Here is a 6412-nt window from a genome sequence, read left to right on the forward strand (position 1 = left end):
CATGAGCGTACTTTCCGGCAAAGGGGCATTGGTCACAGGAGGCTCCAGAGGCATCGGCAGGGCCATCGTGGAGCGGCTGAGGGAGGACGGCGCCGAGGTCGTCTTCTGCTACGAGCACTCGGAGGAGGCGGCGCAGCAGGTCGCCAAGGAGACCGGCGCCGTGGCCGTACACGCGGATCTCGGCAGCAAAGAGGATCTGGCGCGGCTGTTCGCCGAGGCGGAGGCGCGGCTGCCGGGGCTGGACATTCTCATCAACAACGCCGCCATCACCGGGCAGAAGGTCATGGCGGACATCACGGACGAGGACTACGAGCGGGCGTTCGCGGTGAACACGCGGGCCGTGTTCCTCGCCATGCAGTGGGCGGCACGGGTGATGCGCGACGGCGGGCGCATCGTCAACATCTCCACGATCAACACCCAGGTGCCCGCGCCGGCGCTGACGCTCTACTGCGGCAGCAAGGGCGCCATCGAGCAGTTCGCCAAGGTGGCGGCGCGGGAGCTGGGCGGGCGCGGGATCACCGTCAACGTCGTCTCGTCCGGCGCCACCGACACCGACATGCTGCGGGGCAGCAACCCGCCGGAGGCGCTGGAGCAGATCCCGGGGTTCACGGCGCTGCAGCGGCTCGGGCGGCCCGACGACATCGCCGCTGTGGTCGCGTTCCTGGCGGGTCCCGACGCTCGGTGGGTGACCGGGCACAACATCCTGGCCAGCGGCGGGCTGATGGTCTAGCGGAGCGGCCGGGCGCGCCCTGCCGGTCGGGGCGCGCCGGGCCGCGCGTCACAGGTGCAGGGACTTGACCTCGAGATACTCCTCCAGGCCGTACTCGCCGAGCTCGCGCCCCACGCCGGACTGCTTGTAGCCGCCGAAGGGGGCCAGCGGGTTGAACCTGCCGCCGTTGATGGCGACCTGGCCGGTGCGCAGCCGGCGGGCGACCGCGACCGCGTGCTCCTCGGTGCCCGCCCAGACCGCGCCGGACAGGCCGTATTTGGTGTTGTTGGCGATCTGGACGGCCATGTCCTCGGTCGTGTACGGGATCAGCGACAGCACCGGGCCGAAGATCTCCTCCTGCTCGATCGTCATGCCGGGCTCCACGCCCGCGAACACCGTGGGCTCGACGTAGTAGCCGCGCTCGTGCGGGCGGTCGGTGCCGCCGGCCACCAGCCTGGCACCCTCCTCCTGGCCCCGGTTGATGTAGCGGATCACCCGGTCGCGCTGGGCCGCGGACACCAGCGGGCCGAGCCTGGTCGACTCGTCGAACGGGTCGCCGACGGTGTACTTGCCCGCGGCCGCGACGGCCAGGCGGACGGCGTCGTCGTACTGGTCCCGGTGGACGATCATGCGGGTCCACGCCGAGCAGGTCTGCCCGGCGTTGACGAAGCAGTTGGCCACGCCGACCTTGACGGCCGTCTCCAGGTCGGCGTCGGGCAGGATGATGTTGGCGGACTTGCCGCCGAGCTCCAGCGCGACCCGCTTGACCGACTCGGCCGCGAGCGCGGCGACCCGCCGCCCGGCGGCCGTCGAGCCGGTGAAGGAGACCATGTCCACCTCGGGGTGGGCGGCCATGGCCTCGCCCACGACCGGGCCGCGCCCGCTGACCAGGTTGAACACGCCCGGGGGCAGGCCGACCTCGTCGAAGATCTCCGCCAGCGCGTACGCCGCCAGCGGCGCGACCTCGCTCGGCTTGAGCACGACGGTGCATCCGGCGGCCAGCGCGGGGCCGACCTTGCAGATGATTTGGTGAAGGGGGTAGTTCCACGGCGTGATCGCCGCGACCACCCCGATCGGCTCCTTGACGACCAGCGAGTTGCCGACACGCGACTCGCGCGGGTGGCTCTCGGCGAGCTGGGCGTAGAAGGCCAGGACGGTCGCGGGCATGAGCGTCTGCACCTTGAGCGCGAAGCCCAGCGGCGAGCCCATGTCGGTCGCGATGGTCTTGGCGACCTCGTCGGAGCGCTGCCTCAGCAGCTCGGCTGCATCGCCGAGAAGCTTGCCGCGCTCCGCGGCGGCCGTCTCCGACCACCCGGGAAAGGCCCTTCGCGCGGCGCCGGCGGCCGACTCCACATCGTCGGGGGAGCCCGCGGGCACCCGGTCGATGATCTCTTCCGTGGCCGGGTTCACGACCTCGATGGGCTCGTCGGACGCCGATGCGGTCCAGGAGCCGCCGATATACAGCTGACGCATAGCACCATCCTGACAGCCTCAGGAGGCGATGCGAGGGCTAGTCCTGAGCGGGGGATAAGTCTTCTACACCGCCACCAGCTTCTTTCCCCGTCACAGTACGACGATTTCCCCTGACCACACACGGCAAGAGGAGTTTGTCAGTCGAACGCCGGCCGCCGGGTGCGGGTGCGCTTCAGTTCAAAAAAGTCCTCGAACGCGGTCACCGCCAGCACCCCGTCCCAGAGCCTGCCCGCGTCCTCACCCCTGATGATCTTGGTGATCACGGGTCCGAAGAAGGCGTTGGGCCCGACGCGGATGATGGGCGTGCCGACCTCCTGGCCCACGAGGTTGATGCCCTCGTCGTGCGACACGCGGATGTCGTCGTCCCACTCCTCGGAGCCCATCGCGTCGGCGAGGCCCCGGTCGAGCCCCACGGCCTCGAGCGCGCCCTCGATGACCTCGCGGAGCCGTTCGGGCTGCTTGCCCATGCCCTGGTTGTGCAGGCGGGTGCCGAGCTCGGTGTACATCGGGCCGACGACCTCCTCGCCGTGCTTGGCCGCGGCCGCCGCCACCGTCCTCACCGACCCCATGGCCCTGGCGGCCCGCTGCTTGTAGTCATCCGGGACGTCCTTGTCCTCGTTGAGGAAGTGGAGGGACATGATGCGCCAGCGCGGCTCGATCGGGCGTACCTTCTCGACTTCGAGTAGCCATCGTGACGTCACCCATGCGAAGGGACAGGAAGGATCGAACCAGAGGTCCACAGGAATCTTCTCGGCCATGTGAGGCCATAACCTGAGGGAGTTCGGGTCCTATTCCCGCCATGACAGGATACGGACAACCCCGACGAAGTGGTGAAAAGGAGCGCAACTTGGCAGGCAACCTGACCCGGGACGAGGCACGTGAGCGCGCCCGGCTGTTGAAGGTCGAGTCGTACGAGGTCGCACTCGATCTGACGGAAGGGGAGGAGCGCTTCGAGAGCGTCACGACGGTCCGCTTCGACAGCACCAGTCCGGGCGCGGACACCTTCATCGACCTGCACGGCGCGCACGTCCGCAAGGTCACGCTGAACGGCCACGACCTCGACGTGGCAGGCTACGACGCCGAGAAGGGACGCTTCCCGCTGCCCTCGCTCGCCGCGTCGAACGAGCTGCGGGTGGACGCCGACTGCGCCTACATGCGCACCGGCGAGGGCCTGCACCGCTTCGTCGACCCGGTTGACCAGCGCGTCTATCTGCACAGCCAGTTCGAGACGGCCGACGCCCACCGCATGTACGCGTGCTTCGACCAGCCCGACCTCAAGGCCACCTTCCAGCTCACCGTGCTTGCCCCGGCCGACTGGGAAGTGATCACCAACGCCGCCGCGGCCGGCGTGGAGAACCTGCCCGAGCAGGCCGGCAAGCACGGGACGGTGCCGGCGGCCAAGCGGTGGCAGTTCGCGGCCACGCCGGTCATGTCCACCTACATCACCGCGCTGGTGGCCGGCCCGTACCACAAGGTGACCTCGGAGCACGACGGCATCCCGCTCGGCCTCTACTGCCGGGCCTCGCTGGCCGAGCACCTCGACGCCGGCAACCTCTTCGAGCTCACCCGGCAGGGCTTCGACTTCTTCCACCGGGTGTTCGGCGTGCGTTACCCGTTCGGCAAGTACGACCAGCTCTTCGTGCCCGAGTTCAACGCCGGCGCCATGGAGAACGCCGGCTGCGTGACGTTCCTGGAGGACTACGTCTTCCGCTCCCGGGTCACCGACGCGGTGGTCGAGCGGCGCGCCGAGACGATCCTGCACGAGATGGCGCACATGTGGTTCGGCGACCTGGTCACCATGCGCTGGTGGGACGACCTGTGGCTGAACGAGTCGTTCGCCACCTACATGTCCGTGCTCGCCCAGGCCGAGGCCACGCGGTGGGGCAAGGGCGCGTGGACGACGTTCGCGAACGTGGAGAAGGCCTGGGCCTACCGCCAGGACCAGCTGCCGTCCACGCACCCGATCGCCGCGGACATCCCCGACATGCAGGCGGTCGAGGTCAACTTCGACGGCATCACGTACGCCAAGGGCGCCTCGGTGCTCAAGCAGCTCGTCGCGTACGTGGGCCTGGACAACTTCCTGGCCGGCGTGCGCGACTACTTCGCCGAGCACGCCTGGGGCAACACCGAGCTGAAGGACCTGCTCGACGCCCTGGAGCGGACCTCCGGCCGCGACCTGTCCGCGTGGTCGAAGGAGTGGCTGGAGACCTCCTGGGTCAACACGCTGCGGCCCTCGTTCGAGGTGTCCGGGGGCCGGTTCACCCAGTTCGACGTGCTGCAGGAGGCACCGGCCGACTACCCGACGCTGCGCTCGCACCGGATCGCGATCGGCCTGTACTCCCTGGTGGACGGCGCGCTGACGCGGACCAGGCGGGTCGAGCTGGACGTGGTGGGCGCCCGTACCAGCGTGGCGCAGCTCGTCGGCGAGGAGCAGCCGGACCTGGTCCTGCTCAACGACGACGACCTCACCTATACCAAGATCCGCCTCGACGACGACTCGCTGCGGACGCTGGTCGACGGCGGCATCGTGAAGCTCACCGAGTCGCTGCCGCGGGCGCTGTGCTGGTCGGCGGCCTGGGACATGACCCGCGACGGCGAGATGTCCACGCGCGACTACGTCAAGCTGGTCGTCTCCGGCGCCGGCACGGTCTCGGACATCACGGTCCTCCAGACGATCCTGCGGCAGGCGCGCATGGCCGCGCAGCAGTACGCGGACCCGGCATGGCGGCCCGAGGGCCTGGCGCTGCTGGCCGGCGAGCTGCGCACGCTGCTCGGCTCGGCCGCGCCGGGGTCGGACCACCAGCTGGCCTTCCTGCAGGCGTTCGCGCCGGTGGCCACCTCGGAGGAGGACCTCGACCTGCTGCAGGGCATCCTGGACGGCTCGGCGGTGCCCGAGGGGCTGAGCGTGGACGCCGACCTGCGCTGGAGCCTCGTGAGCGCGCTGGTCTCCGGCGGCCGGATCGACGAGGCGGGCATCGACGCCGAGCTGGAGCGCGACCCCACGGCGACAGGTGAGCGGTCGGCCGCGCAGTGCCGGGCCGCGATCCCGACGGCCGAGGCCAAGGGCGCGGCGTGGGGGCGGATCGTGGCCGGCGGGATGGCCAACCACATCGCCCGCGCGACGATCAACGGCTTCCAGGACGCGAACCACCCCGAGCTGCTGGCGCCGTACCGCGAGAAGTACTTCGGGGAGGTCGGGCGGATCTACAAGGAGTGGACGTTCGACCAGGCGTCGTCCTTCGCGGTGGGGTGCTTCCCGTCGCTGCTCATCGAGCAGGCGACCGTGCAGGCCGCCGACGACTACCTGGCGGCCGAGAAGCCGCCGCAGGCGCTGCGCAGGATGATCCTGGAGGGCGCCGACGGCGTCCGCCGCGCCCTGCGCAACCGGGAGAAGGACGCCGAGTCCGCCTGACGGTCTCTTGAAGGCCCCCGCCACGCCTGGCGGGGGCCTTTCGCGTTTCCCGGACGTTTCCAGGTCTTGACACGAGGGCTTCTCGGCTGGATATTTCAGGACTAACTTTACTTCTAAAGAAAGTCCTCATTCATGGCAGCCACTGACCGCGGCGACCTCACCAGGACGGCGATCCTGACTCTGCTGGGCGCCGGCGGGCCGCTGAGCCGGACCGAGATAGCGCGCGAGCTCGACCTCAGCCCGGCCACCGTCACTCAGCTCACCCGCGAGCTCATGGGCCAGGGGATGCTGGAGGAGCTCGATCTCAAGCCGTCGCGTGGCGGGCGGCCCGCCGTGCGGCTCGGGCTGGTGGGCGGGGCCGGGCGGGCGCTCGGCGTGAAGGTGACGGCCGATCACCTGGTGCTGGTGGACGTGCGGCTGGACGGCGAGGTGCTGGGCTCGTGGGAGCGGCCGTTCGACCCGTCGTCGCCGGACGCGCTCGACGAGCTGGCGGTGGCCGTGGAGTCCGCGATGCCGGGCGGGTCAGCGGCCGGGGAGGCGCCACCGCTGCTGGGGGTCGGGGTCGGGGTGCCGGGCAGCGTGGACGACCAGGCGGCCGGCACGGTCAACGCGCCGACGCTCGGGTGGCAGGCGATGCCGGTCGGCGAGCGGCTGCGGCGCCGGCTCCGGGTGCCGGTGCTGGTGGAGAACGACGTGAACGCGCTGGCGGCGGCCGAGCGGCTGTACGGGCGGGGGCGTACGCACCGGGACTTCCTGGTGGTGACGATCGGGCGGGGCGTCGGCGCGGCGATCGTCGCGGACGGCCGGGTGTACCGGGG

General features: G+C 70.5%; 5 protein-coding genes. 3 read left to right on the top strand and 2 right to left on the bottom strand.

Annotated elements, in window-relative coordinates; all coding sequences use genetic code 11:
- Position 1 precedes the first annotated feature (1 nt).
- Positions 2 to 730 (top strand): SDR family oxidoreductase, encoded by a 729-nt coding sequence (locus tag EJK15_RS49580; protein ID WP_138717440.1) that lies wholly within the window; start codon positions 2 to 4, stop codon positions 728 to 730.
- A 48-nt stretch (positions 731 to 778) separates the two neighbouring features.
- On the opposite strand, the gene EJK15_RS49585 is transcribed toward EJK15_RS49580, so the two are convergent.
- Together EJK15_RS49585 and EJK15_RS49590 are read right to left on the bottom strand one after the other, a co-directional pair.
- Positions 779 to 2182, bottom strand: a complete 1404-nt coding sequence (locus EJK15_RS49585) for an aldehyde dehydrogenase family protein (RefSeq protein ID WP_138717441.1) — start codon at positions 2180 to 2182, stop codon at positions 779 to 781.
- A gap of 137 nt (positions 2183 to 2319) precedes the next feature.
- Complete coding sequence (locus EJK15_RS49590; RefSeq protein ID WP_138717442.1) at positions 2320 to 2940, bottom strand: mycothiol-dependent nitroreductase Rv2466c family protein; 621 nt, start codon at positions 2938 to 2940, stop codon at positions 2320 to 2322.
- Between the two features lie 89 nt (positions 2941 to 3029).
- Here EJK15_RS49590 and pepN point away from each other — a divergent pair, with 89 nt between their 5' ends.
- Together pepN and EJK15_RS49600 are read left to right on the top strand one after the other, a co-directional pair.
- On the top strand, positions 3030 to 5594 hold the full coding sequence (gene pepN / locus EJK15_RS49595; protein ID WP_138717443.1) for an aminopeptidase N: 2565 nt from the start codon (positions 3030 to 3032) through the stop codon (positions 5592 to 5594).
- Between the two features lie 132 nt (positions 5595 to 5726).
- The coding region (locus EJK15_RS49600) for an ROK family transcriptional regulator (RefSeq protein ID WP_138717444.1) at positions 5727 to 6412 on the top strand (686 nt) is incomplete at its 3' end.

This window comes from Nonomuraea basaltis (genome assembly GCF_005893125.1).
GTDB classification, from domain to species: Bacteria; Actinomycetota; Actinomycetes; order Streptosporangiales; family Streptosporangiaceae; genus Nonomuraea; species Nonomuraea basaltis.

Excerpts from the sequence above, each read along its gene's own strand:
- EJK15_RS49590 (WP_138717442.1), bottom strand. The coding sequence starts at position 2,940 with ATGGCCGAGAAGATTCCTGTGGACCTCTGGTTCGATCCTTCCTGTCCC.
- EJK15_RS49585 (WP_138717441.1), bottom strand. The coding sequence starts at position 2,182 with ATGCGTCAGCTGTATATCGGCGGCTCCTGGACCGCATCGGCGTCCGAC.
- EJK15_RS49580 (WP_138717440.1), top strand. The coding sequence starts at position 2 with ATGAGCGTACTTTCCGGCAAAGGGGCATTGGTCACAGGAGGCTCCAGA.